The organism is Zavarzinia sp., assembly GCF_041650655.1.
Classification (GTDB): domain Bacteria; phylum Pseudomonadota; class Alphaproteobacteria; order Zavarziniales; family Zavarziniaceae; genus Zavarzinia.
In genome coordinates, this window is sequence record NZ_JBAZKR010000027.1 from 1 (window position 1) to 26,393 (window position 26,393).

Annotated in this window: 30 protein-coding genes, 1 tRNA gene and 1 other RNA gene; 27 read left to right on the forward strand and 5 right to left on the reverse strand. The window is 68.0% G+C overall.

Features of this window, described 5'->3' with window-relative positions; all coding sequences use genetic code 11:
• Window positions 1-358: 358 nt before the first annotated feature.
• Together WC493_RS08135 and WC493_RS08140 are read right to left on the reverse strand one after the other, a co-directional pair.
• Window positions 359-760, reverse strand: a complete 402-nt coding sequence (locus WC493_RS08135) for a hypothetical protein (protein ID WP_373064398.1) — start codon at window positions 758-760, stop codon at window positions 359-361.
• Between the two features lie 177 nt (window positions 761-937).
• On the reverse strand, window positions 938-1,705 hold the full coding sequence (locus WC493_RS08140; RefSeq protein WP_373064400.1) for a hypothetical protein: 768 nt from the start codon (window positions 1,703-1,705) through the stop codon (window positions 938-940).
• A gap of 98 nt (window positions 1,706-1,803) precedes the next feature.
• On the opposite strand from WC493_RS08140, the gene WC493_RS08145 reads away from it, so the two are divergent.
• Window positions 1,804-2,391: a site-specific DNA-methyltransferase gene (locus tag WC493_RS08145; protein ID WP_373064402.1), complete on the forward strand. Its 588-nt coding sequence runs from the start codon at window positions 1,804-1,806 to the stop codon at window positions 2,389-2,391.
• Entirely contained in the window at window positions 2,388-3,245 is an 858-nt protein-coding gene (locus tag WC493_RS08150; protein WP_373064404.1) for a DUF5681 domain-containing protein, read from the forward strand. Before WC493_RS08145 ends, WC493_RS08150 begins: the two co-directional genes overlap by 4 nt.
• Window positions 3,246-3,861: 616 nt before the next feature.
• On the opposite strand, the gene WC493_RS08155 is transcribed toward WC493_RS08150, so the two are convergent.
• Window positions 3,862-3,951 (reverse strand) — tRNA-Ser (locus WC493_RS08155).
• Between the two features lie 84 nt (window positions 3,952-4,035).
• Here WC493_RS08155 and WC493_RS08160 point away from each other — a divergent pair.
• The 16 genes from WC493_RS08160 to WC493_RS08235 all read left to right on the forward strand — a co-directional run bounded on the left by WC493_RS08160 (window position 4,036) and on the right by WC493_RS08235 (window position 18,073).
• Entirely contained in the window at window positions 4,036-4,341 is a 306-nt protein-coding gene (locus WC493_RS08160) for a DUF2293 domain-containing protein (protein WP_373064406.1), read from the forward strand.
• A 165-nt stretch (window positions 4,342-4,506) separates the two neighbouring features.
• Complete coding sequence (rplU, locus tag WC493_RS08165; RefSeq protein WP_373064408.1) at window positions 4,507-4,818, forward strand: 50S ribosomal protein L21; 312 nt, start codon at window positions 4,507-4,509, stop codon at window positions 4,816-4,818.
• A 30-nt stretch (window positions 4,819-4,848) separates the two neighbouring features.
• Entirely contained in the window at window positions 4,849-5,118 is a 270-nt protein-coding gene (rpmA, locus tag WC493_RS08170) for a 50S ribosomal protein L27 (protein WP_373064410.1), read from the forward strand.
• Window positions 5,119-5,222: 104 nt separating this feature from the next.
• On the forward strand, window positions 5,223-6,287 hold the full coding sequence (gene obgE, locus WC493_RS08175) for a GTPase ObgE (RefSeq protein WP_373064412.1): 1,065 nt from the start codon (window positions 5,223-5,225) through the stop codon (window positions 6,285-6,287).
• A 55-nt stretch (window positions 6,288-6,342) separates the two neighbouring features.
• Complete coding sequence (gene proB / locus WC493_RS08180; RefSeq protein ID WP_373064414.1) at window positions 6,343-7,491, forward strand: glutamate 5-kinase; 1,149 nt, start codon at window positions 6,343-6,345, stop codon at window positions 7,489-7,491.
• A 5-nt stretch (window positions 7,492-7,496) separates the two neighbouring features.
• Window positions 7,497-8,786 carry a glutamate-5-semialdehyde dehydrogenase gene (locus WC493_RS08185; RefSeq protein ID WP_373064416.1) on the forward strand — a complete coding sequence of 430 codons (1,290 nt, stop codon included), beginning with the start codon at window positions 7,497-7,499 and terminating at the stop codon, window positions 8,784-8,786.
• A complete protein-coding gene (locus WC493_RS08190; protein ID WP_373064418.1) occupies window positions 8,783-9,421 on the forward strand; it encodes a nicotinate-nucleotide adenylyltransferase in 639 nt (212 codons plus the stop codon). Before WC493_RS08185 ends, WC493_RS08190 begins: the two co-directional genes overlap by 4 nt.
• A 72-nt stretch (window positions 9,422-9,493) precedes the next feature.
• Window positions 9,494-10,180: a ribosome silencing factor gene (rsfS, locus tag WC493_RS08195; protein WP_373064420.1), complete on the forward strand. Its 687-nt coding sequence runs from the start codon at window positions 9,494-9,496 to the stop codon at window positions 10,178-10,180.
• 28 nt (window positions 10,181-10,208) lie between these two features.
• Window positions 10,209-10,676 carry a 23S rRNA (pseudouridine(1915)-N(3))-methyltransferase RlmH gene (locus WC493_RS08200; protein ID WP_373064422.1) on the forward strand — a complete coding sequence of 156 codons (468 nt, stop codon included), beginning with the start codon at window positions 10,209-10,211 and terminating at the stop codon, window positions 10,674-10,676.
• A 40-nt stretch (window positions 10,677-10,716) separates the two neighbouring features.
• Window positions 10,717-12,306 carry a 2,3-bisphosphoglycerate-independent phosphoglycerate mutase gene (gene gpmI, locus WC493_RS08205; RefSeq protein WP_373064424.1) on the forward strand — a complete coding sequence of 530 codons (1,590 nt, stop codon included), beginning with the start codon at window positions 10,717-10,719 and terminating at the stop codon, window positions 12,304-12,306.
• Window positions 12,293-13,588 carry a murein hydrolase activator EnvC gene (locus WC493_RS08210; protein WP_373064426.1) on the forward strand — a complete coding sequence of 432 codons (1,296 nt, stop codon included), beginning with the start codon at window positions 12,293-12,295 and terminating at the stop codon, window positions 13,586-13,588. Before gpmI ends, WC493_RS08210 begins: the two co-directional genes overlap by 14 nt.
• Window positions 13,589-13,593: 5 nt before the next feature.
• Window positions 13,594-14,880 (forward strand): S41 family peptidase, encoded by a 1,287-nt coding sequence (locus WC493_RS08215; protein WP_373064428.1) that lies wholly within the window; start codon window positions 13,594-13,596, stop codon window positions 14,878-14,880.
• 16 nt (window positions 14,881-14,896) lie between these two features.
• Entirely contained in the window at window positions 14,897-16,282 is a 1,386-nt protein-coding gene (locus WC493_RS08220; RefSeq protein WP_373064430.1) for a divergent polysaccharide deacetylase family protein, read from the forward strand.
• Window positions 16,283-16,312: 30 nt separating this feature from the next.
• Window positions 16,313-16,786, forward strand: coding sequence for an RNA pyrophosphohydrolase (locus WC493_RS08225; RefSeq protein ID WP_373064431.1), 474 nt, complete (start codon window positions 16,313-16,315; stop codon window positions 16,784-16,786).
• A 10-nt stretch (window positions 16,787-16,796) separates the two neighbouring features.
• Window positions 16,797-17,585, forward strand: coding sequence for an alpha/beta hydrolase (locus tag WC493_RS08230; protein WP_373064433.1), 789 nt, complete (start codon window positions 16,797-16,799; stop codon window positions 17,583-17,585).
• Window positions 17,585-18,073 (forward strand): hypothetical protein, encoded by a 489-nt coding sequence (locus WC493_RS08235; protein ID WP_373064435.1) that lies wholly within the window; start codon window positions 17,585-17,587, stop codon window positions 18,071-18,073. The genes WC493_RS08230 and WC493_RS08235 overlap by 1 nt, the downstream gene beginning before the upstream one ends.
• 12 nt (window positions 18,074-18,085) lie before the next feature.
• On the opposite strand, the gene WC493_RS08240 is transcribed toward WC493_RS08235, so the two are convergent.
• The gene (locus tag WC493_RS08240) at window positions 18,086-19,402 is read right to left on the reverse strand and encodes an NtaA/DmoA family FMN-dependent monooxygenase (protein WP_373064437.1); all 1,317 of its coding nucleotides are present in this window, start codon (window positions 19,400-19,402) and stop codon (window positions 18,086-18,088) included.
• Window positions 19,403-19,577: 175 nt separating this feature from the next.
• Here WC493_RS08240 and WC493_RS08245 point away from each other — a divergent pair, with 175 nt between their 5' ends.
• Complete coding sequence (locus WC493_RS08245) at window positions 19,578-20,519, forward strand: helix-turn-helix domain-containing protein (protein WP_373064439.1); 942 nt, start codon at window positions 19,578-19,580, stop codon at window positions 20,517-20,519.
• Window positions 20,520-20,533: 14 nt separating this feature from the next.
• Here the strand turns inward: WC493_RS08245 and WC493_RS08250 are convergent, their stop codons facing one another.
• Window positions 20,534-21,130 carry a YceI family protein gene (locus tag WC493_RS08250; protein WP_373064441.1) on the reverse strand — a complete coding sequence of 199 codons (597 nt, stop codon included), beginning with the start codon at window positions 21,128-21,130 and terminating at the stop codon, window positions 20,534-20,536.
• A 184-nt stretch (window positions 21,131-21,314) separates the two neighbouring features.
• Here WC493_RS08250 and ssrS point away from each other — a divergent pair.
• From ssrS to ybgC, 8 genes are all read left to right on the forward strand, one after another.
• A non-coding RNA gene (ssrS, locus tag WC493_RS08255) (6S RNA) lies at window positions 21,315-21,470 on the forward strand.
• A 44-nt stretch (window positions 21,471-21,514) separates the two neighbouring features.
• Window positions 21,515-22,093: a 5-formyltetrahydrofolate cyclo-ligase gene (locus WC493_RS08260; protein WP_373064443.1), complete on the forward strand. Its 579-nt coding sequence runs from the start codon at window positions 21,515-21,517 to the stop codon at window positions 22,091-22,093.
• A complete protein-coding gene (locus WC493_RS08265; protein WP_373064445.1) occupies window positions 22,090-22,905 on the forward strand; it encodes a YmdB family metallophosphoesterase in 816 nt (271 codons plus the stop codon). Before WC493_RS08260 ends, WC493_RS08265 begins: the two co-directional genes overlap by 4 nt.
• A 95-nt stretch (window positions 22,906-23,000) precedes the next feature.
• Entirely contained in the window at window positions 23,001-23,747 is a 747-nt protein-coding gene (locus tag WC493_RS08270; RefSeq protein ID WP_373064447.1) for a YebC/PmpR family DNA-binding transcriptional regulator, read from the forward strand.
• A gap of 11 nt (window positions 23,748-23,758) precedes the next feature.
• Window positions 23,759-24,274, forward strand: a complete 516-nt coding sequence (gene ruvC, locus WC493_RS08275) for a crossover junction endodeoxyribonuclease RuvC (RefSeq protein ID WP_373064449.1) — start codon at window positions 23,759-23,761, stop codon at window positions 24,272-24,274.
• Window positions 24,271-24,888 carry a Holliday junction branch migration protein RuvA gene (ruvA, locus tag WC493_RS08280; RefSeq protein WP_373064451.1) on the forward strand — a complete coding sequence of 206 codons (618 nt, stop codon included), beginning with the start codon at window positions 24,271-24,273 and terminating at the stop codon, window positions 24,886-24,888. Before ruvC ends, ruvA begins: the two co-directional genes overlap by 4 nt.
• Window positions 24,885-25,928, forward strand: coding sequence for a Holliday junction branch migration DNA helicase RuvB (ruvB, locus tag WC493_RS08285; RefSeq protein WP_373064453.1), 1,044 nt, complete (start codon window positions 24,885-24,887; stop codon window positions 25,926-25,928). The genes ruvA and ruvB overlap by 4 nt, the downstream gene beginning before the upstream one ends.
• A complete protein-coding gene (gene ybgC, locus WC493_RS08290) occupies window positions 25,921-26,388 on the forward strand; it encodes a tol-pal system-associated acyl-CoA thioesterase (RefSeq protein ID WP_373064455.1) in 468 nt (155 codons plus the stop codon). Before ruvB ends, ybgC begins: the two co-directional genes overlap by 8 nt.
• Window positions 26,389-26,393 lie beyond the last annotated feature (5 nt).

Genomic DNA, 26,393 nt, shown 5'->3' on the forward strand with positions numbered 1-26,393 from the left:
CCGCGGTCAGCGCGGCGATCACGTCGCCCTGGTCGAACGGCCAGACCGAGGGCCAGATCACCAAGCTCCAACTCGTAAAGCGCAGATGTACGGCAGGGGCAGCCTGGATTTGCTGCAGGCTCGGGTAATCGGCGCTACTTGACCGAGGGATCATCAAAACTGCGTCAGAGCCAATCTTCCACGCCGAATAACAGTGGAAAGAGCACTGGCGAAATCCCCAGCAGAGACGAAGGCCACAGCATCATGGAATTGCGGCTGCCTGGTCGGGCCAAGAGACGTCTCGGCGGTCGCAGCCAAGCCGAAAGACCTCGACATTCCGGGCGCTTGAGGCGGCGGACCAGCAGGGACAAGGCTTCGGTCAGGGCCGGAAAGGGAGTGGACCCGTCCGGATCACCGCGTCGACCGTGTCGTCCTCGCCCTTGCCGGACAGCAGGCCATCGACGAGCTTGGCGATCAGGCTGCTCTTGCCGAGGCCGGCATCGCCCAGAATCAGCACCGCCCGCGGCCCGTCCGACTGCAAAGCCGCGGCCAGCCTCGGATCGACTTCCGCCCGCTCGACATAGGTTTGGGGAAACCATTTCACGCCACGCAACTGGGCGAGCGTGTGACGGGCTTCGAAGCCAGTCCATTGCGCCGCTGTCCAGGGTTTCAGGGTGTTGCGGTCGTTCTCGAGCTTGAAGCCCTTGTTTCGGAGTTGGCGCATCAATTCCGGGCGATGGATGCTGTGCCAAACGATGCGCCGAACCCCCATGATGCGCACCGACTTGCTCGTGTAACCATCAAGGATACCGGCCGGCTCGTCCCTTTCGTCCGCAACGCTCTCGATCTCGTCCCGGATGGGCAGATGCAGCGGATAGAGGGGGATCGCCGCCTTGGCCTCCTGCGAATAGGCCAGGACGCCAGTGCCCTGAAGCGCCCAAGCCCGGTCGGGAGCGGCCTAAACCACCGTCCGTTGGATGCGCTCGAGGTCATAGCCGGCCAGCGTGACGACATCGTCGCCCGCCGGCGCTTGGTCGTCGGGCGGTGTCAGCCGGGCCTGGACGATCACCGATCCAGGCGGCAGGAGGGTGCGGCAGACATGGGAGGCGACCAAGCGTACCGCCGGCACCAGTGCTTCGTCCTGCCGCGCCGTTTCTTCGTCGCGGGTCGCGCCGGCACCGAAATGCGCCCTGGCATTGCGCAGCGCCTGGATCACCTTGTCCGTCCGGCTGTCCTGGCCGGCACCTCGGCCCGCGGCCTGGAAATGAAACCGGCTGGCCGCCTTCACTTGGCCGACCGCCGCCGCCAGACCCGGCGGGAGCACACAATCTTTCCGCCCTTCCGCCTTCAGGGCGGCGTAACCATCCATGAGGCTCGGGAAGCGCCGATCTGCCTTGTCCTTGCGGGCGAAATAGTCATTCAACTTGCCGAGCAGGGTCTGCCAACTGCCCCATTCCGGACGCTGGATCTGCACCAGGGCATTGTTGACGTGATCGTCCCCGGGCCCCTCTTCAAGGAGATATTCGGCCAGCAGGATCGTGGCCGCCAACCGCTGTGCCTGATAGACCGCCAGGATGCAATTGTGGATCTGGTCCGACGCCGTGATCGTCCCGCCGGTCCAGCCCTGCGCCACCGCCAGCGGATAACCTATGCCCGCCTGCTGGGCGAAGAGCGGGCCCAGATGGTCTTCACCGACCCGCCCTACAATGTGCCCATCAACCGCCATGTCTGCGGCCTGGGGGCGACCCAGCATCGAGAATTCGCCATGGCTTGAGATGACCCCGGCCGAATTCACCGCCTTCCTCACCGGGGTTTTTCGAGCAGTTGGTCCTAGCCTCGGTCGACGGCGCGATCCATTTCCTCTGCATCGATTGGTGCCATAGGGGCGAGATGTTGGCGGCCGGTGGCGTTGCCTATGCCGAGTTGAAGAACCTCTGCGTCTGGGCCAAGAACAATGACGGCATGGGCTCGCTCTATCGTTCGAAGCATGAGTTGGTCTTCGTCTATAAGGCTGGCAAGGTGCCCCACATCAACAATGTCGAACTCGGCCGGCATGGCCGCTACCGCACCAATGTCTGGCAGCATCCGGGCGTCAACAGTTTCGGGGCAGGACGGGACGACCTCGCCCTGCACCCGACGGTGAAGCCAGTGGCCCTGGTGGCCGACGCCATCCGCGACTGTTCCCGGCGCGGCGGCATCGTGCTCGACGCCTTCGCCGGCTCTGGGACCACCCTGGTCGCCGCGGCCAAGACCGGGCGGCGGGGGTTCGGGATCGAGATCGACCCGCTTTATTGCGACGTGATTATCCGGCGCCTGAAGAAGGTCTGCCGGCTCGATGCCGTGCTGGAAGCGACCGGCAAGGTCTTTGCCGAAGTGGCCACCGAACGCGCAGCGGCGGAGGTGGCAGCATGACCCAAGATAGCGGAGACGATCGGGTCGGCTACGGCAAGCCGCCCAGGCATTCGCAGTTTCAGAAGGGGCGATCGGGCAATCCTCGCGGCCGCCCCCGGAAGGCACAGGGAGACGGGGCCGAACTCCAGACCCTGCTGAACGCCCCGGTCAAGATCGTCAAGGGCGGGCGGACGATCATGATGGCGCCCACGGAAATCGCGCTCCGCAAGATGCTGAGCAAGGCGATGGCCGGCGGGCTCAAGGAACTCGCCTATCTGCTCGACCAATTCGATCGCCATGGCGCCTTCCCGGCCTTTGAAACGGGGGGCGAGGTTGTCGTCATCCCGTCGGACGACATTCCCTTCAATATGGGGGTGTGGTTGGCACGCTTCATGGGTCTACCCCCCTGGTCCCGGCAAGACATCGCCACCGCCAAGGCCCATTACCTGAAACACCGTAGCGAGGACGACAAGCGACTGGACGATCGGATGAAATTCCCCGCCCTGGAGATCGAGGGGTGGTGCATGACCAGCCCCAGTGACCAGAAACACCAATCCGAACGCCCGTCCACTCACGCGGACATCGTTCGGAATTTATCCACCGAGATCCACAAGATTACAGCAGACGGCAAGACCAAGAGGCTGACGACGCTCCTTCTGCTACTGCATATCTTGAACCCGCTGCAGCTGAACGGTGACGTCAGGGTCGCACGCCTGCTCGACAAATACCGCAATCGCTTCGACGACAGCAACACCAGCTCAATGGGCCTTATCGTCCTTCCGTCAATGATGAGCGAGGAGCGCCACCACATCGCTTGCCAATTCCAAAATGAATGGATGGAGGCTTACGGCCCGGGCGGCACCAAGGTTCGCTGACAAACCAAGGCGAGGCGGCGGTCGTCTCAGGGCCGCCCCCTGGCCATGAAACACTGGAGGTGTCTGCCACGGCCTCTATCGGATGCGTTCCATCAGCCAGCCCTTCGATCACCGAGACCATTGCCGAGGCCCTGTCGACGGCCAGTCGCAGGGCCTTCGCATATGCCGTCAGGTCTTCCTGGCTTGCGCGATTGGACTGACCGGCCACAGCGATCTCATGCGCGTCTTCGAGCAGGCCGGTCGCTTGGGCGAAGTGCTCGTTGATCTGGTCCCGCCTGGCCTCGTCCATCGACACCTCCACACCGCCCGGCAAGGAAGGTGCTAGACGGTGGGCAAGTCCACTGAAGCTTTTGGCAAGGTCCGCGGACACCGGTTCGCCGGCCGCAGGTGGCGGGCATATTGTCGGGCGAACCGGCCGGTCCCTTTGCGAAATGGAAAGAGTACTGGCGAAATCCCCAGCAGAGACGAAGGCCACAGCATCATGGAATTGCGGCTGCCTGGTCGGGCCAAGAGACGTCTCGGCGGTCGCAGCCAGGCCGAAAGACCTCGACATTCCGGGCGCTTGCCGGGCACCGCCGAGGCGGCGTTAGGCATTGGTCTCAAAGGGGAAAGTGAATGGCGGAGAGGGTGGGATTCGAACCCACGGTACCCGCGAAGGTACAACGGTTTTCGAGACCGCCCCGATCGACCACTCTGGCACCTCTCCGCGAGACATCGGGTCGTCAAGGCGGGGAGAGATAGCCGAGGCCGGTTTCGGTTGCAAAGGAAAAATGCGGGGGGATGATGCGCCATGAGTCAGCGCCGCGCCGCCGCCCTCGCCCAAGCCCTGAGGATCCTCGCCCCCGCCCTGCCGGAGAAAGACCGGGCGGCCGTCGTGGACCGGGCGCTGGGCTCGCGGCAGATGGGGGCGGCGCCGGCGCCCGTCGCCGCCTGGGCCGCCCTGGTCGCCTATGCGAGGCACGGCTTCACCGATTACGATGCCCTGCTGGCGGAAGGCTACGGTCCGGAGGCGGCCCGGCACTTCGTCGAGGCGGCGGTCGCGGCGCGGTTGGCGGCCTGGGGTTGCCGGCGCCCCGTGGCCGGCGAAGACCGTTGACTTCGATTTCGCCGTCGCTATAGTGCGCGCTCTCGCGACGGGTGCGCCCGCCGCGTTCACCATGTTTGGGTCCCAGGCGGGTCAACCTGCCGGGATCTCGCCGCAAAAGACGGCAGCGGGTTGGTCGCAGGTGCGACAGGGGCCCGTGCAAGAAGGACTGGGATTATGTTTGCGGTTATCAAGACCGGCGGCAAGCAGTACAAGGTCGCCGAGAACGATGTCATCTCCGTCGAACGCCTGGAAGGCGAAGCCGGCGCCACTGTGGCCCTGCCGGTGCTGCTGGTCGGCGAAGGCGAGAATGTCACCGTCGGCGCTCCGGTCGTTGCCGGCGCCACCGTCACGGCCGAGATCGTCGGCCAGGCCCGCGGCCCGAAGCTGATCGTCTTCAAGAAGCGCCGCCGGCAGAATTCGCGCCGCAAGAACGGCCATCGCCAGGACCTCACCGTCCTGAAGATCACCAGCATCGCCGTCGCCTGAAGCGCCCGGCCATAGGATCAGGAGCAGAACATGGCTCACAAGAAAGCCGGCGGTTCGTCCCGTAACGGTCGCGATTCCGACGGGCGCCGCCTCGGGGTCAAGAAGTTCGGCGGCGAAGCCGTCATCCCCGGCAACATCATCATCCGCCAGCGCGGCACCAAGTTCCACCCGGGCTCCAATGTCGGCCTGGGCAAGGACCACACGATTTTCGCGCTGGTCCCGGGCACGGTGAAATTCGCCACCGGCAAGCTCGGCCGCACCTATGTGTCGGTCGAGGAACTCCCGGCGGCGGCTGAGTAACGGCCGCATGGTGCTGCGGCCTCTTCGGCCCGCGGCGCTGTAGCGGGATCGGAAGGGGCCCGGCACCTGCTGCCGGGCCCCTTTCCTTTTCAGGTCACCACAAGATGAAATTCCTCGACCGAGCCAAGATCTATATCCGCAGCGGCAACGGCGGCGCCGGCTGCGTCTCGTTCCGGCGCGAGAAATTCATCGAGTTCGGCGGCCCGGACGGCGGCGACGGCGGCCGCGGCGGCGACGTCGTGATCGAATGCGTGCAGAACCTGAACACGCTGCTCGATTACCGCTACCAGCAGCATTTCAAGGCCGGCACCGGCGTCCACGGCATGGGCAAGGACCGCCACGGGGCGAACGGCGCCGACATCGTGCTGAAGGTCCCCATGGGGACCCAGGTGATGGACGAGGACGAGGAAGACATCCTCTTCGACTTCACCAAGCCGGGCGAACGGGTGGTGCTCGCCAAGGGCGGCAACGGCGGCTTCGGCAACGCCCATTTCAAGGGCCCGGGCAACCAGGCGCCGCGCCATGCCAATCCCGGCCAGGAAGGCGTCGAGATGACGCTGATCCTGCGCCTGAAACTGATCGCCGACGCCGGCCTGATCGGCCTGCCCAATGCCGGCAAGTCGACCTTCCTGGCCGCGACCTCCCGTGCGCGGCCCAAGATCGCCGACTATCCCTTCACCACCCTGAAGCCCCAGTTGGGCGTGGTCGCGGTCGACGGCGAGGAATTCGTCCTGGCCGACCTGCCCGGCCTGATCGAGGGTGCGGCCTATGGTGTCGGCCTCGGCTCCGAATTCCTGGCCCATGTGGAACGCTGTAACGTCCTCCTGCACCTGGTCGACGGCACGGCGGAGGATCCCCAGGCGTCCTATCGCATGATCCGGCGCGAACTCCGCGCCTATGGCGCCGACCTGATCGACAAGCCGGAAGTGATCGCCCTCAACAAATGCGACGCCCTCTCCCCCGAAGAGATCGAGGAGAAGGCCAAGGCGATCGCCCGTTCCGCCCATGTCAGCAGGAAGGCGATCCATGTGATTTCGGGCCAGAGCGGCCAGGGCGTGACCGAGTTGCTGCGCGCCGTGATCGGCCCCATTCGCGAACGCCGCGCGGCGGACGCCCTGGAAAACCGCCCGGCCCGCGCGCCCACCCCGCCGGAGGCCTGGCGACCGTGACGTTCTGAAACCAGCACTCCGCCGTTTCAGAACGTCCCTCGCCAAGGCACCCGCCATGTTGCAAGCCGAAGTCCAGAGCCTCACCACCGCCGACCGCCTGCGGGCGGCGACGCGCATCGTCGTCAAGATCGGCTCCGCCCTGCTGGTCGACCCGGCCACGGGCAAGCTGCGCCGCCAATGGCTCGAAGGCGTGGCCGACGATGTCGCCGCCGCCAAGGCGCGCGGCCAGGATGTCGTCATCGTCTCCTCCGGCGCCATCGCGCTGGGCCGGCGCCAATTGGGCCTGCCCAAGGGCCCCCTCCGCCTGGAAGAGAGCCAGGCGGCGGCGGCCGTCGGCCAGATCCGCCTGACCCATGCCTGGCAGGAAGTGCTGGCCGGCCACGGTCTTTCGACCGCGCAGATCCTGCTGACGCTGGACGATACCGAGAACCGCCGGCGTTACCTGAACGGCCGCTCCACCATGGCGACCCTGCTCGGCCTCGGCGCCGTGCCGGTGATCAACGAGAACGACACGGTCGCCACCTCCGAAATCCGCTACGGCGACAACGACCGCCTGGCGGCCCGCGTCGCCGAACTCGCTTCGGCCGACTGCCTGATCCTGCTCTCGGACATCGACGGCCTCTATACCGCCAATCCGAACACCGATCCCGACGCGAAGCACCTGCCCCTGGTCAACGGCATCACGCCGGAGATCGAGGCGATGGCGGGCGAGCCGGTCTCCGGCGTCGGCTCGGGCGGCATGATCACCAAGGTGGCGGCGGCGCGGATCGCCCTCTCCGCCGGCTGCAGCATGGTGATCGGCGCCGGCCACGTGGAGCGTCCCATTTCGGCCCTCGAAAAGGGCGCCCGCTGCACCTGGTTCCTGGCCGAGCGGAGCCCGCGCCAGGCGCGCAAGATGTGGATCGGCGGCAGCATCAGCCCCAAAGGCCGGCTGATCGTCGACGAGGGCGCGGCACGGGCGCTGGCCCAGGGCAAGAGCCTGCTGCCCGCCGGGGTCCGCGAAGTGGACGGCGAATTCAGCCGGGGCGACGCCGTCATGGTGGTCGGGCTCGACGGGCGGGCGCTGGGCCGCGGGTTGGTCGCCTATTCGTCCGAAGATGCCCGCGCCATCGCCGGGCACAAATCCGGTGAAATAGAGACCCTCCTCGGCTACCGTGGCCGGGACGAGATGATCCATCGCGACGACCTCGCGATCGACGGGTGACGATCATGCGTGACGCGACTGCAAGCAAATCCCCCGAGACATTGGATGCCGTGGCCCTGGTCGACGGCATGGCGCGCCGCGCTCGCGCCGCCGGCCGCAAGCTGGCCCAGCTCCCGGCTGAAGCCAAGACCGCCGGCCTGATGGCCGCCGCCGCCGCGATCCGTGCCGCCACTCCGGCGATCCTGGAAGCCAATGCGATCGATCTCGAACGCGGCCGCAAGCTCGGCCTGACGCCGGCCCTGCTCGACCGCCTGGCGCTCGACGCCGGCCGTATCGAAGGGATCGCCCAGGCGGTCGAGACCGTGGCCGCCCTGCCCGATCCGGTGAACACGGTCGCCGCCGAATGGACCCGGCCCAACGGCATGGTGATCCAGCGCGTGCGCGTGCCGATCGGCGTGATCGGCATCATCTACGAGAGCCGGCCCAATGTGACGGCGGATGCCGGTGCGCTGTGCCTGCGCTCCGGCAATGCAGTCATCCTGCGTGGCGGCTCGGAAGCGCTGAATTCGTCCCGCGCCATCCATGCCGCCTTCGTCGCCGGCATCGAGACAGCGGGCCTGCCGGCCGATGCGGTGCAGCTGGTCCCCGTGGCCGACCGTTCCGTGGTGGGCGCCCTGCTGGCGGCCCAGGACCTGATCGACGTCATCGTGCCGCGCGGCGGCAAGTCCCTGGTCGCGCGCGTCCAGGCCGAGGCACGGGTCCCCGTGCTGGCCCATCTCGACGGCAACAACCACACCTATGTCGATGGTGCCGCCGATCCCGACAAGGCCGTGGCGATCGTCAAGAACGCCAAGATGCGGCGGACCGGCATCTGCGGCGCCAGCGAGACCGTCCTCGTAGACCGCAAGGCGGCCGCCCTGCTGCCCCGCCTGGTCACCACCTTGATCGAGGCCGGCTGCGAGGTCCGCGGCGACGAGACGGTGCAGGCCGTCGATGCGCGGGTGAAGCCCGCCATCGCGGCCGATTGGGACACCGAATATCTCGACGCCATCGTGGCCATGAAGATGGTCGACGGGGTCGACGAGGCGATCGCCCATGTCGAGCGCCACGGCAGCCACCACACCGACGCCATCGTGACCGAAGACCCCATCGCGGCCGAGAAGTTCCTGAACGGCGTCGATTCGGCGATCGTCATGGTCAATGCCTCGACCCAGTTCGCCGACGGCGGCGAATTCGGCTTCGGCGCGGAGATCGGCATTTCGACCGGCAGGTTGCATGCACGTGGGCCGGTCGGGGCAGAACAGCTCACCACGATGAAATATCTGGTGCGCGGCACCGGCCAGATCCGCCCTTGAACCCAAATCCACGCCAGCGTGAAGGCAGGATCGGCACGGCGGGGGCTGCCGGCGGGCTGACCATCGGCCTGTTCGGTGGCTCCTTCAACCCGGCGCATGACGGCCACCGGGACCTGGCACTGGCGGCCATCCGCCACCTGGGGCTCGACTATGTCTGGTGGCTGGTGTCGCCGCAGAACCCGCTGAAGTCGGCGGCCGACATGGCGCCGCTCGAAGCCCGCATGGAATCGGCCCGGGCCATGGCGGGCGGCCATCCGCGCCTCGTGGTGACCGATCTCGAAACCCGCCTCGGCACCGTCTATACGGCCGAGACCATCCGCCGGCTGCGCCAGCGCTTTCCGCGCCTTCGCTTCGTCTGGCTGATGGGGGCCGACAATCTGGCGACAATCCACCGCTGGCGCGACTGGCAGCGGATTTTCGACGATGTCGCCGTTGCCGTCTTCGACCGGCCTACCTATGCTCTGGCCGCACTGGGTGGACCGGCCGCGCATCGCTACGGCGCCGCGCGGTACCACGGCAACGCCCGCCGCCTGCTGAAATCCGCCAAGCCCCCGGCCTGGGGCTTCGTGACCATGAAGCTGAACCCCGCATCGGCGACGGCCCTTCGTGCCGCCGCCCGGGCGCAGCGCCCCTAGGAGGACAAGACCCTGGCCCCGCGTAGCAACAAGAAGACGGAAGAAACCGCAGCCGTCGCCGAAGACCAGAAGGTGAAGAAGACCGCCCGCAAGCCCAAGGCAGCAGCGGCCGAGCCGGAGCCCGTGGAAAAGCCGAAACGCGCCAAGAAGAAGGCCGAGGCCGAACCTGAGCCCGAGACGAAGCCGAAGCGAGCCAAGAAGGCCAAGGCGGAAGAGGTCGCCCCCGAGCCCGAGGCGAAACCGAAGCGCGGCAAGAAGGCCGCGGCGGAAGAACCCGCGGCCGAGCCCGTGGCCAAGCCGACGCGCGTCCGCCTGAAGAAGGCGGAGCCGGAAGCGGTGCTGGTCACCGTCGACCTCGAGGCCGAGCGCAAGAAGCCGCGCAAGTCCAAGGCGAAGAAGAAGCCGCCGGAAGCCGCCGACGCGGCCAAGGCGCTGTGCGACCTCATCGTGAAGACGCTGGACGACAACAAGGCGGAAGAGATCCTGACCATCGATCTCGCCGGCAAGACCTCGATCGCCGACTTCATGGTGATCGCCAACGGTCGTTCCGGCCGCCAGGTCACGGCGCTGGCCGATTACGTGGTCAAGGCGGTCGACGGCGCCGGCTTCGGCCCCTGCCGCCTCGAAGGCAAGTCGGCGGCGGATTGGGTGCTGATCGACGCCACCGATGTGATCGTCCACCTGTTCCGTCCCGAAGTGCGCGACTTCTACAAGCTCGAGAAGATGTGGCAGGCCGATTTCCGGCCCGACGCGGAGTGAGCACTCCACGAGGAGGTGACGGGCGCGAATGCTGGGCCTGAAGCTCTCCATCGTCGCGGTCGGCCGCTTCGGCGCCAAGGACCCGGAGCGCCTGCTGTTCGAGACCTATGCCGGGCGGATGCGGCCGCCGATCGAGATGATCGAGGTCGAGGAGAAGCGCCTGTCCGGCACCGCGCGACAGAAGCGCGAGGGCGAATTGCTGCTGGCCGCCGTGCCGGCCGGGGCCACTGTCGTCGCCATGGACGGACGGGGCGAGGTGCTGTCGTCCGAAGCGCTGGCCGGCCGGCTCGACCAGTTCCGCCAACGGGGCCAGCAGCGCGTCGCCTTCCTGATCGGCGGGGCCGATGGTCACGACGACGCAGTTCGCAGGAGTGCCGCCTTCTGCTATTCCTTCGGCGCTGCGACATGGCCGCACCTTCTGGTCCGTGCCATGCTTGCAGAGCAGCTATACCGTGCCGGCACCATCCTCGACGGGCATCCATATCACCGTGCGTGAGTTAATCAGGCATTCGCATATTCTGTTCCAAGGTTAGGCCATGACCGACGCTCCCCTTTCCGTTTCCCCGCAGAAGCCCGTGGTGCTGTGCATCCTCGACGGCTGGGGCTGGCGCGAAGGCGGCGAGGACAATGCGATCGCCAAGGCCCGGACGCCGAATTATTCCCGCCTGCTGGCGACCTGCCCGCGCAGCCTGATCGAGACCTCCGGCCTGTCGGTCGGCCTGCCGGAAGGCCAGATGGGCAATTCCGAAGTCGGCCACATGAACCTGGGCGGCGGCCGCGTCGTCATGCAGGACCTGCCCCGGATCGACCAGGCGGTGGCCGACGGCACCCTGGCCGAGAACGCGGTTCTCGTGAAGGTGATCGAGGCGACCAAGGCCAAGGGCGGCAAGCTCCATATCCTCGGCCTGCTCTCGCCCGGCGGCGTCCATTCGCATCAGGACCACATGGTCGCCCTGGTGAAGATCGCCTCGACCTATGGTGTCGACGTCGTGCTGCACGGCTTCCTCGACGGCCGCGACACGCCGCCGAAGAGTGCGCTCGAGTTCCTGGCCGAGGTCGAGGCGGCGCTGGCCGATGTGCGCGGCTGGTCCTTCGGCACCGTCTCGGGCCGCTATTTCGCCATGGACCGCGACAAGCGCTGGGACCGCGTGAGCCTCGCCTACCAGGCCCTGGTCGAGGCCAAGGGTGTCGCCGCGCCGAGCGCCCGCGAAGCGATCGAAGCCTCCTACGCGGCCGATGTGACGGACGAATTCGTCAAGCCGGCGGTGATCGGCGCTTACGCCGGCATGGCCGACGGCGACGGCCTGGTGATGGCCAATTTCCGGGCCGACCGGGCGCGCGAGATCCTGATCGCCCTGCTCGACACCACTTTCGACGGCTTCCCCCGTGGCCGCCTGCCGAGGTTCGCGGGTGTCGCCGGCATGGTCGAATATTCGAGCCAGCTCAACGCCCTGATCCCGGCGATCTTCCCGGCCGAACGGGTCGACGATCCCCTGGGTGCCGTGGTCGCCAAGGCGGGCAAGAAGCAGCTCCGCATCGCCGAGACCGAGAAATACGCCCACGTCACCTTCTTCTTCAACGGCGGCGAGGAAACCGTGTTCGAGGGCGAGGACCGCATCCTGGTGCCGAGCCCCAAGGTCGCGACCTACGACCTCGCCCCCGCCATGTCGGCGACCGAGGTGACCGACCGCCTGCTGCAGGCGATCGCAGGCAAGACCTACGACCTGATCGTGGTCAATTTCGCCAATCCCGACATGGTCGGCCATACCGGCGTGATGGAAGCGGCGGTGCAGGCGGTCGAGACCATCGATACCTGCCTGGGCCGGCTGGCCGATGCCGTACAGACGGCGGGCGGCGTCATGCTGGTGACCGCCGACCACGGCAACATCGAACAGATGTACGACCCCGAGACCCACGGCGCCTATACCGCCCATACCACCAACCTGGTGCCGGCCCTTCTGTTCAACGCCAAGGGCGCCCTCGCCCTGAAGCCGGGCCGCCTCGCCGACATCGCGCCGACCCTGCTGCCCTTCCTGGGACTGGCGCAGCCGGCAGCGATGACCGGCCACAGCCTGCTGACGGCCGCGGCCGGCGCGCAGGCATCCGAACGCCGTGCCAGCGCCTAAGGCCGCCATCGCCCTTGCCCTGACCCTCGTCCTGGCCACCTGGACCTGCCAGGCCGGCCGGGCCCACGCCCAGGACGCCGACCCCGACAAGCTGCGCGCCGTCCAGTCCGAACTCGAAGAGGCGCGCCGCCGCAAGGCCGAGGCGGAGGCGGAAAAGAGCCGCCTGGCCGCCGAAGTCGCCCGCCTGAAGGAGCAGCTCGTGCAGCGCGCCGCCGCGATCCGCACCCGCGAGGCGGAAGCCGACACGCTGGAACGGCGCATGGCCGAACTCTCTGCTTCGGAAGCCGAAAAACTCGCCGCCCTCGGCGAGCGCCGCGCCGCCCTGTCGCGCCTGCTCGGCGCCCTGACGCGCCTGTCGCGCCGGCCGCCGGTGCTGCTCATGGTGCGCCGGCAGTCGGCCCTGGACATTGCGCATACCGGAATCGTGCTGCGCGACATGGTGCCGGAATTGCGCAGCCGGGCCACCGCGCTGGCCCATGATCTCTCGACTCTCGCAACCCTGCGGGCGCGTCTCGCCACCGACCGCAACAAACTGGATGCGACCCTGGCTGCGCTCGCGACCGAACGGAGCGAGATGGACCGCCTGCTGGCCCAGAAGGCGGCGGACGGCAAACGCCTGGAAGCCCAGGCCGCGAGCGAAGGCAAGCGGGTCGACCAGCTCGCCGCCAAGGCGAAATCGATCGAAGACCTGATCGCCGCGGTCGAACGCGAAAGGCGCGCGCAGGAAGCGCGCGAGGCCGCCGCCCGCGCCAAGGCCGATGCCGAAGAGGCAGAATCGCTCGAAGCCGCCAAGCCGCCCGGCCAGCAGGCGATGGCAACGGCCGAACCGACCACCCCCGCGTCGCCCGCGCGGCCGCCGGTGATGGCCAGATTCGCCAACCTCAAGGGCAAGCTCGCCTGGCCCGCAGCGGGCGAAATCGTCAGCCGTTTCGGCGATCGCCAGGCCAACGGGCTGACATCGCGCGGCTTCCGCGTCAGGACCCGGCCGTCCGCCCAGGTAACCGCGCCCGCGGCCGGGGACGTGGCCTTCGCCGGGCCTTTCACCGGCTACGGGCAACTCTTGATCCTTTCGCAAGGCGATGGCTATCATCTGCTCCTTGCGGGGTTGGAGCGGATCGACGTGACCGTCGGGCAGAAGGTTTTAGCCGGGGAGCCGGTCGGTCAGATGGCAGGCGCCGTTGAAGGCGCCCGCCCGGTTCTTTATGTCGAGCTCAGGCACAATGGGGAGCCGGTGGATCTGACACCCTGGCTGGCCTCCAGTGCGACTAAGGTTAGCGGATGATGCGAATGAATCGAGCACTCGTGGCCCTCCTCGCCTTCGCGGCAGGTGCCGTCATACCCCTATACGTCGAGGCCGGAACTTCGGCCGAGACCTATCGACAGCTCAACCTGTTCGGCGACGTCTACGAACGGGTGAAGAGCGACTATGTCGACGAGCCGACGGACGAGAAGCTGGTGGAAGCCGCGATCAACGGCATGCTCGCCTCCCTCGACCCGCATTCGAGCTACATGAACGCCAAGGCCTTCGCCGACATGCAGGTGCAGACCAGGGGCGAGTTCGGCGGCCTCGGCATCGAGGTCACGATGGAGAACGGCTTCGTCAAGGTGGTGACGCCGATCGACGATACGCCGGCCTCGCGCGCCGGGCTCAAGACGGGCGACTATATCATCGCCCTCGACGGCAAGGACGTGGTCGGCATGACCCTCCAGGAAGCGGTCGAGAAGATGCGCGGCCCGGTCGATTCGAAGATCGTCGTCTCGGTCAAGCGCGACGGCATCGCCAAGCCCTTCGACGTCACCCTGGTCCGCGCCGTGATCAAGATCCGCGCCGTGCGCTCGCGCCGCGAAGGCAATGCGATCTACATCCGCGTCACCCAGTTCAACGAACAGGTCGACGCCGGAGTGAAGAAGGCGATCGTCGACGTCACCAAGGAAATCGGCGCCGACAAGGTGCAGGGCATCATCCTCGACCTGCGCAACAACCCGGGCGGCCTGCTCGACCAGGCGATCGCGGTTTCGGACGAATTCCTGAACCGGGGCGAGATCGTCTCGACCCGCGGCCGCCGGCCGGACGACGTTTCGCGCTATTCGGCGACCCCGGGCGACCTGATGACGGGCAAGCCGATCGTCGTTCTGGTCAACGGCGGTTCGGCCTCCGCGTCGGAAATCGTCGCGGGCGCCCTGCAGGACCACAAGCGGGCCCTGATCATGGGCACGCGCTCCTTCGGCAAGGGCTCGGTGCAGACCATCATCCCGCTGCCCAACCAGGGTGCGCTCCGCCTCACCACGGCGCGCTACTACACGCCGTCGGGCCGCTCGATCCAGGCCAAGGGCATCGAGCCGGACAAGGTGGTGACCCAGACCCCGGCCGACGGCAAGCCCGAGGACGCGAGCCAGATCCGCTCGGAAGCCGACCTGCCGAACCACCTGCAGGGCGACGGCAACGGGTCGGAAGACAGCGGCCCGCGCAGTGCCGAGGAAATCCCCGAAGACCGCGCCAAGGACGCCCAGCTGAACCAGGCCCTGGCCCTGTTGCCGAGCCTGAAGGTGGTCGACGACAAGATCGCCAACTGACGGCGAGGCGGGCGCGATGGCCACGGAGTCCGGCCCGCCCCAGCCCGCATCCGGCACCGCGACCGCGGATGCCGGTGCGGGCGGCCCCGCGAAGGTGCGGCGCAGTCTGCTGCCCTATGCCGTCGCCGGTACCCTGGCCGCCCTCGGCGGCCTGATCGGCTGGGCCGCCCTCGGCGGTCCGGGCGGGCCGACCCGGGTCGTCGTCGCCCTGCCGCCGGCCCTCACGGAACCGCCCCCCGTGGCGGCGTCCCCGATACCCACCGAACCCTCTACCGCCGAACCGGCCAGCCCGGCGCCGGCCGAACCGCCAGCCGCCGCCCCGGCTTCGGCACCGCCGCCAGCCCCGGAGCCGCCGACACCGGAGCCTCCCGCCGCGGAACCTTCCGCCCCCGCCATGCCGGCTCCCCCCATGCCGGCTCCCCCGGCCGCCGCGTCTCCCGCCCCTGCGCCGGCGCCGCAACCGGCCGCAACGCCGCCGGCCAGTCCCGCCCCGGTTCATCCGCCCGCGGCCGAGACGCCCGATGCCCACGCGGCCCCGGCAGCACCCTCCGCCACGCCGGCCGCGCCGCCCCAGCCTGCTGCCGCGGGCGGGGTCGGCCTGCCGCCGGCGCCCGATCCGCGCCTGGTCGAACAGGGGCGCGACGGCTACCTGCCGGTGATCGGCCCGGACGGCCGCCAGCCCTGGAAAGTCTATGCCCGGCCCTTCGCCGACATCACGGCAAGGCCACGGATCGCCATCGTGGTGGCCGGGCTCGGGCTTCGCGAATCGACCACGGCGGAGGCGATCGCCAAGCTGCCGCCGGATGTCACCCTGGCCTTCACGCCCTATGCCCGGAACCTGGACGACTGGGCGGCCAGGACGCGCGCGGCCGGCCACGAATTCCTGCTCCTGGTGCCGATGGAGCCGGTCGATTTCCCGACCAGCGATCCCGGCCCCAAGGCACTGATGACCAGCCTGCCCGAGGCGGACAATGCGGCACGCCTGGAGTGGACGCTGGCGCGCACCACCGGCTATGTCGGGGTGATGACCTATATGGGCTCGCGCTATACCGCCGATCCGGCCGCGGTCGCGGCAACCGCCGGCATCCTGAAGGCGCGCGGCCTGATGATCCTGGACAGCCGCACCGCCGACCAGTCGGCGATCCCGGCCGTCGCCGGCCACCTGGGCCTGCCGCGCGCCGCCGCGACCCGCTTCGTCGACGCCACGCCGACCCGCGCCGCGGTCGACGCCAGGCTGGCCGAGATCGAGCGCTATGCCCGCCAGAACGGCGCCGCCATCGGCATCGCCGCCGACTATCCGGGCTCGATCGAACGGATCGCCGCCTGGGCCGCCGGCCTCCCCGCCAAGGGCCTGGTGCTCGCCCCGGTCAGCGCCCTGGCCGACACCATGGTCGCCGAATGACCCCCCTTTCCGTAACACCAGAGTAACACCATGGATATCGCCTCCCTGCCCTATCGGCCCTGCGTCGGCATCATGCTGATCAATGCCGACAAGCTCGTCTTCGTCGGCCAGCGGCTGGACAATCTGGTCGAGGCCTGGCAGATGCCCCAGGGCGGCATCGACGAGGGCGAGACGCCCGAGGCGGCGGCGCTGCGCGAACTGGGCGAAGAGACCGGCACGACCAAGGCCGAGATCATCGCCGAGAGCAGCGACTGGCTGACCTACGACCTGCCCGCCGAACTGGTGCCCAAGGTCTGGAAGGGGCGTTATCGCGGCCAGCGCCAGAAGTGGTATGCTATGCGTTTCACAGGAACCGACGCCGACATCGACATCGAGACCGAACACCCCGAATTCGCGTCGTGGAAATGGGTCGAACACCAGCACCTGCCGTCCCTGATCGTGCCCTTCAAGCGCGCCCTCTACGAGACCGTGGTGTCCGAATTCGCCCCTCTGTTCCACGCTTGAGGAGATGTCGATGACGCAAACCCGCGGCGACATGGTGCTGATTCACGGCGCCTTTTCCGGCGGCTGGGCGATGGAGCCCTGGGCCGGTGCCATGACGGCCCAGGGCTGGCGCTGCCATACCCCAGACCTCCTGCATCACGACACGCCGCCCCACGGAAGGCCGCATCCCGAACTCGGCCACACCAGCCTGGTCGATTTCGCCGACGACCTCGCCCATAAGATCAAGGCATTGCCCGAGAAGCCGGTGCTGGTCGGCCATTCCATGGGCGGCCTGGTCGCCCAGATCCTGGCCGGGCGGGGCCTGGCGCGTGCCCTGGTCCTGCTGGCGCCGAGCCCGCCCTGGGGCGTGCTGCCCTCGACCGATTTCGAGGTCATGTCGGCGATCGGCATGGTGGCGACCCTCGGCGTGTTCTGGAACGGGCCGATCCATCCGGTCTACCGGATCGCCGCTGATCACACGCTGAACCGCCTGCCGCGCGAGGAACGCCGTGCGACCTTTGCCCGCTTCGTGCCGGAATCGGGCCGCGCCGTGTTCGAGATCATGCATTCGATCATGGACTACCGGCGTGCCAGCCGGGTCGAGCCCTGGACGGTGAAATGCCCGGTGATGTCGGTCGGCGGCGGTGCCGACCGGGTCAATTCGGCGCGCACGGTGAAGCGGATCGCGGCGCGCTACAGCGACAACCCGGGTTCCACCTTCACCGTCTACGAGGATTTCAGCCATTGGATCATCGGCGAGCCGGGCTGGCAGCAGGTGGCGGACGACGCGGCCGCCTGGCTCGACCGCGTGGTGCCGTGATGCGCTTGGCGCCGACGCTGGCTGCTGCGGCCCTGATGCTGGCCGGGACGGCCCGGGCCGACGTGGCACCGCCGCCCGCGACCGACGACCTGCCGCAGCCGCCCGATCTGCCGCTCGACATGCCGGGGGAGCTGGACGGCAGCTGGCGCGTCCTCAGCGACGACGGCAAGGGAACCCTTCTGGTCACCCTGACGATCGCGCAGAGTGCGGGCGAGGTTCAGGCCGCGGGCAGTTTCACCGCCTTTTCCGCCCTCTGCCCGCCGCTCACCGACGGCAAGCCCGCCGCGGACTGCGACCTCGACGGGGTGAGCGGCGAAATCTCCGACATCACGGTGACCGACAGCGGCGTGACCATCGACTTCACGCCCGGGGCCGATGCCGGCCTGGAGCAGGTTCTGCGCCTCTCGGAATCGCCTGACGGCAAGTGGCGCGGCAAGCTCTCGGGCGAGCCGCCGCGCCGCGTCGTCATGATGCGCCAGCCCGAATAGGCCGGCGCGCCCTCAGAAGGCGCGCAGGTTCTCGCGCAGCGTCTTGCCGGTGTATTCGGTCCGCACCAGGCCACGGCGCTGCAGGGCCGGGACCAGGCCGTCCGTCACCTCGTGGATCAGGCGCCGGTTGACGCCGAGATGCGGCGTGGTGATCAGGAAGCCGTCGCCACCCACTTCTTCCATCACTTCGCCCATGCGATCGGCCACCGTCTCGGGCGTGCCGATCAGCGGCACCGAGGAGACGAGACCGCCCGAGGCTTCGGTGACGAGCTGGCGCAGCGTCTTGCCCGAACCCCATTGCTGGAAACTGTCGAGCGAGCCCTGCTCGCCGTTGGTGGTGAGCTTGCCGGGCAGCGGCTTGTCGAGGTCGAACTGCTTGAAGTCGATGTCGGTGATCGAGGAGATCAGGCAGAGGTTCATTTCGAGGAAGGTCGGGCTCGACGCCATGCGGTCGTATTTCGCCTGCGCCTCCTCGACCGTCTCGGCCAGGGTGGGGGCGACGAGATAGAGGATCTTCACGTCGTCCGGGTTGCGGCCGTGCCCCTTGGCGCGGCCGCGGATGTCGTCGCGGAACGCCTTCATCGCCGCGGTGCCCTGATTGACCGCGACCACCGCATCGGCATATTTGGCGGCGAAGTCGCGCCCCTTGGGCGAGGCGCCGGCCTGGATCAGGGCCGGCACGCCCTGGGGCGAGCGGACGCAGTTGAGCGGCCCCCGGCTCTTGAAGAAGCGGCCCTGGAAATCGATCGTGTGGACCTTGCGGAAGTCGGCATAGGTGCCGCTCTCGCGGTCGCGCACCACCGCGTCCGGCTCCCAGGAATTGAACAGCTTCAGCACGAGGTCGAGATATTCATGCGCCATGTCGTAGCGGAGTTCGCGCGGCGGCAGCTCGTCGAGGCCGAAATTCTGTGCCGCCGCATTCTCGGCCGAGGTGACGATGTTCCAGCCGAAGCGGCCTTCCGCCAGACTGTCGATCGTGGAGCACAGGCGGGCCAGCAGATAGGGGGGATAGCCCAGCGTGGACAGGGTGGCGACCACGCCGATCTTCGAGGTCGAGCCGGCGATCAGGGCGGCGAGCGGCGCCGGATCGCCCTTCGGCACCATGCCCATGGCATGTTTCAGCACGGCTTCCGAAGTCCCGCCATAGATCTCGGAGATCGCCAGCTTGTCCTCGAACATGATGTAGTCGAAACAGGCACGCTCCAGTGCCTGGGCCATTTCGACGTAGAACTTGCCGTTCCAGGGGTCGCCACCATTGGAAAACGGCCCGTTCCATTCGTCGGTCGCGAAATTGGTGAACCAGCCGAGGTGAAATTTCTTGGACGGCATTTTGGCCCTCTCGCCAGACGCTATTCACATTCGTTCCAAAGAGAGGCTGGCACCCGCCGACGGGACCGGCAATGCGGCGCCGCAACAAGTGCGGAAATCGGCAAATCCTGGTACCGGAATCGACAAATATTCCGGCAGCCGGCATGATCTTTCGGCAGTGCAGCGAGAGGCGGCCATGAACCGTGCGTTTTCAGCCCTCGACCGGATCGAGCCCTGGCAGGACGCGGTCAGCGCGGCGCTCTTCGCCGTCGACTCGGCAGCCGAGACGCCGGAGCCCTTTTCGGGCCAACTCCGCGTCTTCGACATGGGCAGCACCTCGGTCATCCAGATGGCGTCGGGCGCCGTGCGTTACCGGCGCGAGCGCTGCCACCTGGCGGCGGAGCGGGAGGAGACGGTGCTGGTCTCCTTCGCCACGCGCTCCGAAATCACCTATTCCCAGGGCGGGATCGAGCTTACCTGCAAGCGCAACCAATGCCTGCTGGAGCGGAGCCAGCGCCCCTCGCTCTTCGTCCAGCCGCAGCGCCGGAACGAAGTCTGGGTCCTCAAGGTGCCGATGCGCCTGCTGAAGCAGCGCCTGCGCGGCATCGACCGGCTGGACTGCCTGGTGGCGGAGGCGGGCTCGGGCGCCGGCGGCCTGCTGCACGACATGGTGCGCCTGACCCCGGCGCGCCTCGGCGCATCCGATGGCCGCACGCGCGAGGCCGTGGGCCGCAGCCTGATCGACCTCCTGGCCCTCGCCATCGAAGACGACGTCCGCGTCCTGAGCAGCCGGCAATCGGCGGTGCGCCAGGGCCATTTGGCGCGGATCGAGGCCCATGTCCGGCGCAACCTCGCCGATCCCGACCTCTCGGCCGAGCGGATCGCCGCGGCCTGCGGCATCTCGGTCCGCTATCTGCACGATCTCTTCGGCGGCGGCGACGGGCCGACGCTGGCGCAATGGATCCGGGAATGCCGGCTCGACGCCGCGCGCGACCTGCTGGCCGATCCCGCCCGGGCCGATGCCATGGCCGAAGTGGCGCGGCGCTTCGGCTTCGGCGACCAGGCGCAATTCGCCCGCCACTTCCGCCGCCGTTTCGGCCAGGCCCCGCGCGACTTCCGCGCCGCGGCGCGCCTCTAGGGGGCCGTTACCCCTCAGTTGCCCGCGGCCGCCGTCTGCAGCTTGATGTGGGCGCTGATCTGGAGTTGGACTTCCTTCGAGACGAAGCTCTGGTCCGCCACCATGCCGAAAGCGGCGCGGTCGACCGTGCCGGAGACGACGAAATCGGCCACTTCGGCCCGCTCCGCCGGGTCGTAACGCCGGCCGGTGAGCTCGGCCTGGAGGATCTGGGGCCTGGTCACGCCGCGGATCGTCAGGTCGCCGGTGATCGCCACCTTGCCGTCGCCCGCCGGCTCGACCGAGATCGCCTTGAAGCGCATCACGGGAAATTGCGGCGGGTCGAAATAATCCGACGACGACAGCATGGATTTCGCCTCGTCGGAATCGACCTGCACCGAGGCCGTGTCCACCCGGACCTCGACCCGGCTGTTCTGCGGCTGTTCGAAATCGAGCAAAAGGTTGCCGTCGAAGGCGGTGAAACTGCCGTTGGTCGTAAACATGCCGAGAGTGTCGACGGAAAAGCCGATCGTCGTGGTCGCCGGCTGTATGCGATAGAGGCTGCTGGCCATGGCGCCGCCCGCCGGGACGACGAACCCGAGACAGAGGACGAGGCAGAGTCCAACCGGTTTCATGTCCGTCTCCTCCGGTTTATTGCCCCATGAGAAGTCTAGCACATCGCCGCTGGCGGCGCCCCTTCTCCTGCGGGCGGCCCCCCCGCCGCGCAAGCATGTAACTTTCGGGCCGATCCGGCGAACGGGCGCTTCGCCACGGCGCCCATGGACAATGGCGGCCCCGCATCCTACATAGAAGGGGTGACGGGTACTGCTGAGTGCGCCAGGCACTGCAATCCCTGGGGCCAATAACGACTCTATGGGAGCTGTCCCTTTCCGGACCCTGGTCCGGGAACATGGCGCCCACCTGCTGACGCAGGCCACAGAGGATCGGAACGCCAGCGGCTTCGGTGGTCCCGCCACACCCTTCCAGGCTGTTTTCCCCAGGCCCCGTTGCGCATGCCCATGGACATCGACGACGAAAAGACCCGCCTGCGCAAGATGCTGCGCGAGCGGCGCAAGCAGGCCTTCGCCGCCCATGACGGCGCCGCGGGCGCCCTGGCCGAACGGCTGGCGGAGGTGCCCCTGCCCGGCAAGGCGGCGACCGTCGCCGGTTATGTCGCCCATGGCAGCGAGATCGACCCCCTGCCCGCCCTGAAGGAACTGGCGGCGCGCGGCTACGACCTCTGCCTGCCGGTCGTGGTGGCGCCCGGCCGCCCCCTCGCCTTCCGCAACTGGGCCGAGGGCATGGCGCTGGAATCCGGCGAATTCGACATTCCCGTGCCGGCCGCGACGGTGGACGAAATCACCCCCGACGTCGTCCTGGTGCCGCTGATCGGTTTCGACCGGGCGGGCGGGCGGCTCGGCCAGGGCGGCGGCTTCTATGATCGCACCCTGCCCCTGCTCCGCGCGGCAAATCCGTCGCTTCTTGCCATCGGGCTTGCTTTTTCGGTGCAGGAAGTGGCATCGGTGCCGCGCGCGGACAATGATGCAGCTCTCGACTGGATCGTGACCGAGCGCGAGACGATCGGGATCCATTCATGAGGCTTGTGTTTTTCGGTGATGTCGTCGGCCGGGCCGGCAGGGATGGGCTCGCCCGCCACCTGCCGGAGGTGCGCACGCGCCTGAAGCCGGACCTCATCGTGGTCAACGGCGAGAATGCCGCCGGCGGCTTCGGCATCACGGCCCAGATCGCCAAGGAATTCTACGCCCTCGGCGTCGACGTGATCACCCTCGGCAATCACTCCTTCGACCAGAAGGAGACGCTGGCCTATATCGGCAACGATCCGCGCCTGCTCCGCCCGCGCAACTATCCGCCGACCACCCCGGGCCGGGGCGCCACCACGGTCGAGACCGCGGCCGGCCGCAAGGTCCTGGTGATCAGCGTGATGGGCCGGATCTTCATGGACCCGCTGGACGATCCTTTCGCCAGCGTCGAGGCGGAACTGGCCAAGGCGCGCCTGGGCGGCAGCGTTTCCGCCATCGTTGTCGACGTCCATGCCGAAGCCTCGTCCGAAAAGATGGCCATGGCCCATGTCCTCGACGGGCGCGTTTCCATGGTGGTGGGCAGCCATTCCCATGTGCCGACGGCGGATGCCCAGGTGCTGCCCGGCGGCACCGCCTATCAGACCGATGCCGGCATGTGCGGCGATTACGACAGCGTGATCGGCATGCAGAAGGCGGAACCGATCGCCCGCTTCACCCGCAAGATCCCGGGCGGCCGTTTCGAGCCGGCAACGGGCGAAGCCACGGTATGCGGCATCCTGGTCGACACCGACGATGCCACGGGCCTCGCCAAGCGGATCGAACCCATTCGCGTCGGCGGCCGCCTGAAGCCTCAGTGGCCTCCGGACTAGGCTGCGCAAGCCTACAACATATGGTATTTTGCACCCCAATTCCGACACACGGCTAGATCGGGGCGACGGTCCTTCCGGCCCCTGGAGTAGAGAACATGGCAGGCCATTCCCAGTTCAAGAACATCATGCACCGCAAGGGCGCGCAGGACGCCAAGCGGTCCAAGATCTTTTCGAAGCTCGCGCGCGAAATCACCGTGGCGGCCAAGATGGGCCTGCCCGACCCCAACATGAACCCGCGCCTGCGCGCCGCGATCATCGCGGCCCGTGCCGAGAACATGCCGAAGGACAATATCGACCGCGCGATCAAGAAGGCGCTGGGCGGCGACGCCGAGAACTACGAAGAAGTGCGTTACGAGGGTTACGGCCCGTCGGGCGTCGCCATCATCGTCGAAGGCCTGACCGACAACCGCAACCGCACCGCCTCCGAAGTCCGCTCGATCTTCACCAAGTTCGGCGGCAATCTCGGCTCGACCGGCGCGGTCTCGCATATGTTCAGCCATGTCGGCCAGATCAACTACAAGGCGGAAATCGCGGGCGCCGACGCCATGCTGGAAGCCGCGATCGAAGCCGGCGCCGAAGACTGTGTCTCGTCCGAGGACGGCCACGAGATCCTGACCTCGAACGAGGACCTGGGTACCGTTCGCGATGCGCTGGAAGAGAAATTCGGCCCGGCCGACGGCGCCAAGCTGGTGTTCAAGCCGAATGTGACCTCGCCCGTGGACGAGGATACGGCGCGCAGCCTGCTCAAGATGATCGACGCCCTCGAAGACAATGACGACGTGCAGAACGTCTACACGAACTTCGAGGTTTCCGACGACATCATGGCCCGTCTGTCGGCCTGAACGGCAAAGGGATGCGTCTCATCGGCCTCGATCCAGGACTTCAGCGCACCGGCTGGGGCGTGATCGAGGCCGTGGGCTCGCGCCTGTCGCCCGTCGCCAACGGCACCGTCACCTCGAATGCAGCGGATGATCTCGCCACCCGGCTGCGCCAGATCTTCGAGGGCGTCCAGGCGGTGATCGAGCGCTACCGGCCCGAGGCCGCGGCGGTCGAGGAGACTTTCGTCAACAAGAACCCGGCCTCGACCCTGAAGCTCGGCCAGGTGCGCGGCGTCGTCCTGCTGGCCCCGGCGCTGGCCGGCCTCGCGGTCGCCGAATATACCCCGAACCACATCAAGAAATCCGTGGTCGGCGCCGGCCATGCCGACAAGGGCCAGATCCACCACATGGTGAAGGTCCTGCTGCCCACGGTGGAGATCACCGGGCCGGATGCCGCCGACGCCCTCGCGGTCGCGATCTGCCACGCCCATCACGCGGCCAGCGCCAAAGCCTTTTCCCGCGGCCTCATTGCGGCGGGGGCGCGGCCATGATCGGCAAGCTCGCCGGCCGGCTGGACGAGACCGGGGAAGACTGGGCCATGGTCGATTGCGGCGGCGTCGGCTATGTCGCCACCTGCTCGGCGCGCACCCTGCGCCGGCTGCCCGCGATCGGCGAGGCGGTCGCCCTGGTGATCGAGACCCAGATGCGGGAGGATTCGCTCCGCCTGTTCGGCTTTCTCGACAAGGCGGAACGGGACTGGTTCCGCCTCTTGCAGACCGTGCAGGGCGTCGGCGCCAAGGTGGCGCTCGCCCTGCTCGACGCGCTCAGCCCCGAGGAATTGTCGCGGGCCGTCACCCTCGGCGACAAGGCGGTGCTGGGCAAGGCCTCCGGCGTCGGGCCCAAGCTGGCGCTCCGTCTGGTCAACGAATTGAAGGACAAGGTCGGTTCCATCGCCGGCGGCGCCTTCGTGCCCGCCGCGGCCATCCCTGCCGCCGCGGTGCCGGCGGTGAAGAGTGCCGCCGCCGAAGCGGTCTCTGCCCTGATCAACCTCGGTTACAAGCCGATCGAAGCCTCCAGCGCGGTCTCGGCCGCCGCCGCCAAGCTGGGTGAGGACGCCGAACTCTCCGCCCTGATCCGCGGCGGCCTCAAGGAACTGGCGCGGTGAGCGGCGAGCGCGTGGTTTCCAGTGCCCGGCGCGAGGAAGACATCCTCGAGGCGAGCCTGCGCCCGACCCGGCTCGTCGATTTCGTCGGCCAAGCCAAGGCGCGGGAGAACCTCAAGGTCTTCATCGAGGCGGCGCGGGTGCGGGGCGATGCCCTCGATCACGTCCTCTTCTTCGGGCCACCCGGCCTCGGCAAGACCACGCTGGCCCAGATCATGGCGCGTGAACTCGGCGTCGGCTTCAAGTCGACCTCCGGCCCGGTGATCGCCCGGGCCGGCGACCTCGCCGCCCTGCTGACCAATCTCGAGCCGCGCGACGTCCTCTTCATCGACGAGATCCACCGCCTCAACCCGGCGGTCGAGGAAGTGCTCTATCCGGCGATGGAGGATTACCAGCTCGACCTCATGATCGGCGAAGGGCCGGCGGCGCGTTCGGTGAAGATCGATCTGCCGCCCTTCACCCTGGTCGGCGCCACCACCCGCTCCGGCCTGTTGACCACGCCCTTGCGCGACCGTTTCGGCATTCCGGTCCGGCTCAATTTCTACGAGGTCGATGAGCTCGAACTGATCGTGCGCCGGGGCGCCCATATCCTCAACGTCGAGATGACGGTGGACGGTGCGCGCGAGATCGCCCGCCGCGCCCGCGGCACGCCCCGCATCGCCGGCCGCCTCTTGCGCCGGGTGCGCGACTTCGCCCTGGTCGCCAAGGCCCCGACGATCGATGCCAAGGTGGCCGACGCCGCCCTGACCCGCCTCGAAGTGGACGAGCGCGGGCTGGACGCCATGGACCACCGCTATCTCTCGGCCATCGCGCGCGACTATGGCGGCGGCCCCGTGGGGGTCGAGACCATGGCGGCCGCCCTGTCCGAACCGCGCGACGCGATCGAGGAGATCATCGAGCCCTATCTGATCCAGCAGGGCCTCCTGCAGCGGACGCCGCGGGGGCGGATGCTGACCCAGGCCGCCTTCCGCCACCTGGGACTGGCGGTGCCGGAACGGACCGACATCGCGCAACTGCCCCTGCTCGGAGAGGACGATGCCTGACTACGATGCGTTGCAGCCGGAGCAGGGTCGCCTGATCGAGGGGGCACATTGGCTGCCCATTCGGGTATTCTTCGAAGATACGGATGCCGGCGGCATCGTTTATCATGCGAATTATCTCAAGTTCATGGAGCGGGCGCGTTCCGATTTTGCCCGGCTCATCGGTATCGATCAGGTGACCATGATGGAAGGGGACGACCCCCTCGCGTTCGTCGTGAAGCGGATCGACATCGATTATGCCCGCCCTGCCCGCCTGGACGACTGCCTGGTCGTCGAGACCCGGCTCAAGGTGCTCAAGGGCGCCTCGATGGAGTCGATCCAGATCGTGCGCCGGGGTGTTGAAATCATGACACAGGCGACGGTCCGAATTGCCTGCCTCGACCGGAACGGCCGCGCGCGCCGCTTTCCCGAGGCGGTTCGCCACGCTTTTGCCCCCTTCGAGATCCAAGAACAGTCCGTTTGACGGGA

Excerpts from the sequence above, each read along its gene's own strand:
- WC493_RS08245 (WP_373064439.1), top strand. The coding sequence starts at position 19,578 with ATGAACCGTGCGTTTTCAGCCCTCGACCGGATCGAGCCCTGGCAGGAC.
- WC493_RS08265 (WP_373064445.1), top strand. The coding sequence starts at position 22,090 with ATGAGGCTTGTGTTTTTCGGTGATGTCGTCGGCCGGGCCGGCAGGGAT.
- WC493_RS08225 (WP_373064431.1), top strand. The coding sequence starts at position 16,313 with ATGGATATCGCCTCCCTGCCCTATCGGCCCTGCGTCGGCATCATGCTG.
- WC493_RS08240 (WP_373064437.1), bottom strand. The coding sequence starts at position 19,402 with ATGCCGTCCAAGAAATTTCACCTCGGCTGGTTCACCAATTTCGCGACC.
- ruvC (WP_373064449.1), top strand. The coding sequence starts at position 23,759 with ATGCGTCTCATCGGCCTCGATCCAGGACTTCAGCGCACCGGCTGGGGC.
- WC493_RS08270 (WP_373064447.1), top strand. The coding sequence starts at position 23,001 with ATGGCAGGCCATTCCCAGTTCAAGAACATCATGCACCGCAAGGGCGCG.
- WC493_RS08200 (WP_373064422.1), top strand. The coding sequence starts at position 10,209 with ATGCTGGGCCTGAAGCTCTCCATCGTCGCGGTCGGCCGCTTCGGCGCC.
- WC493_RS08185 (WP_373064416.1), top strand. The coding sequence starts at position 7,497 with ATGCGTGACGCGACTGCAAGCAAATCCCCCGAGACATTGGATGCCGTG.
- WC493_RS08230 (WP_373064433.1), top strand. The coding sequence starts at position 16,797 with ATGACGCAAACCCGCGGCGACATGGTGCTGATTCACGGCGCCTTTTCC.
- WC493_RS08235 (WP_373064435.1), top strand. The coding sequence starts at position 17,585 with ATGCGCTTGGCGCCGACGCTGGCTGCTGCGGCCCTGATGCTGGCCGGG.
- WC493_RS08150 (WP_373064404.1), top strand. The coding sequence starts at position 2,388 with ATGACCCAAGATAGCGGAGACGATCGGGTCGGCTACGGCAAGCCGCCC.
- WC493_RS08260 (WP_373064443.1), top strand. The coding sequence starts at position 21,515 with ATGGACATCGACGACGAAAAGACCCGCCTGCGCAAGATGCTGCGCGAG.
- rplU (WP_373064408.1), top strand. The coding sequence starts at position 4,507 with ATGTTTGCGGTTATCAAGACCGGCGGCAAGCAGTACAAGGTCGCCGAG.
- WC493_RS08220 (WP_373064430.1), top strand. The coding sequence starts at position 14,897 with ATGGCCACGGAGTCCGGCCCGCCCCAGCCCGCATCCGGCACCGCGACC.
- obgE (WP_373064412.1), top strand. The coding sequence starts at position 5,223 with ATGAAATTCCTCGACCGAGCCAAGATCTATATCCGCAGCGGCAACGGC.
- ybgC (WP_373064455.1), top strand. The coding sequence starts at position 25,921 with ATGCCTGACTACGATGCGTTGCAGCCGGAGCAGGGTCGCCTGATCGAG.
- WC493_RS08215 (WP_373064428.1), top strand. The coding sequence starts at position 13,594 with ATGAATCGAGCACTCGTGGCCCTCCTCGCCTTCGCGGCAGGTGCCGTC.
- WC493_RS08250 (WP_373064441.1), bottom strand. The coding sequence starts at position 21,130 with ATGAAACCGGTTGGACTCTGCCTCGTCCTCTGTCTCGGGTTCGTCGTC.
- WC493_RS08140 (WP_373064400.1), bottom strand. The coding sequence starts at position 1,705 with ATGGCGGTTGATGGGCACATTGTAGGGCGGGTCGGTGAAGACCATCTG.
- gpmI (WP_373064424.1), top strand. The coding sequence starts at position 10,717 with ATGACCGACGCTCCCCTTTCCGTTTCCCCGCAGAAGCCCGTGGTGCTG.
- ruvA (WP_373064451.1), top strand. The coding sequence starts at position 24,271 with ATGATCGGCAAGCTCGCCGGCCGGCTGGACGAGACCGGGGAAGACTGG.
- proB (WP_373064414.1), top strand. The coding sequence starts at position 6,343 with ATGTTGCAAGCCGAAGTCCAGAGCCTCACCACCGCCGACCGCCTGCGG.
- rpmA (WP_373064410.1), top strand. The coding sequence starts at position 4,849 with ATGGCTCACAAGAAAGCCGGCGGTTCGTCCCGTAACGGTCGCGATTCC.
- WC493_RS08160 (WP_373064406.1), top strand. The coding sequence starts at position 4,036 with ATGAGTCAGCGCCGCGCCGCCGCCCTCGCCCAAGCCCTGAGGATCCTC.